Below are 240 nucleotides of genomic sequence, written 5' to 3' on the forward strand. Positions count from 1 at the left end.
CATTATCCCAACAGTTTCCACGGCGACTCATACTTTGCTGAATTTGATATCGCCACAGCAAACGACGATATTTTAAACTTGTGTACTGACTTCCTTGATCTGAATGAAACATTAACGCCTTCGGCTTCCCCCTTAACTCATAAGCCATAATAAGAGCCTTACTAACAAGTTCACTATCAGGGCTCAGAGACAACGCCCAGCCAACTGGTTTTCTTGCGTATAAATCCATCACAACGGCTA

General features: G+C 42.9%; 1 protein-coding gene. It reads right to left on the minus strand.

Annotation, left to right across the window (positions count from 1 at the left end; all coding sequences use genetic code 11):
• Nucleotides 1–240: DDE-type integrase/transposase/recombinase (locus tag V6259_RS19955; protein ID WP_341586011.1), on the minus strand; the 240-nt coding region annotated here is incomplete at both ends.

The sequence above is a fragment of the Marinomonas sp. TI.3.20 genome (assembly GCF_038155025.1).
Classification (GTDB): Bacteria; Pseudomonadota; Gammaproteobacteria; order Pseudomonadales; family Marinomonadaceae; genus Marinomonas; species Marinomonas flavescens.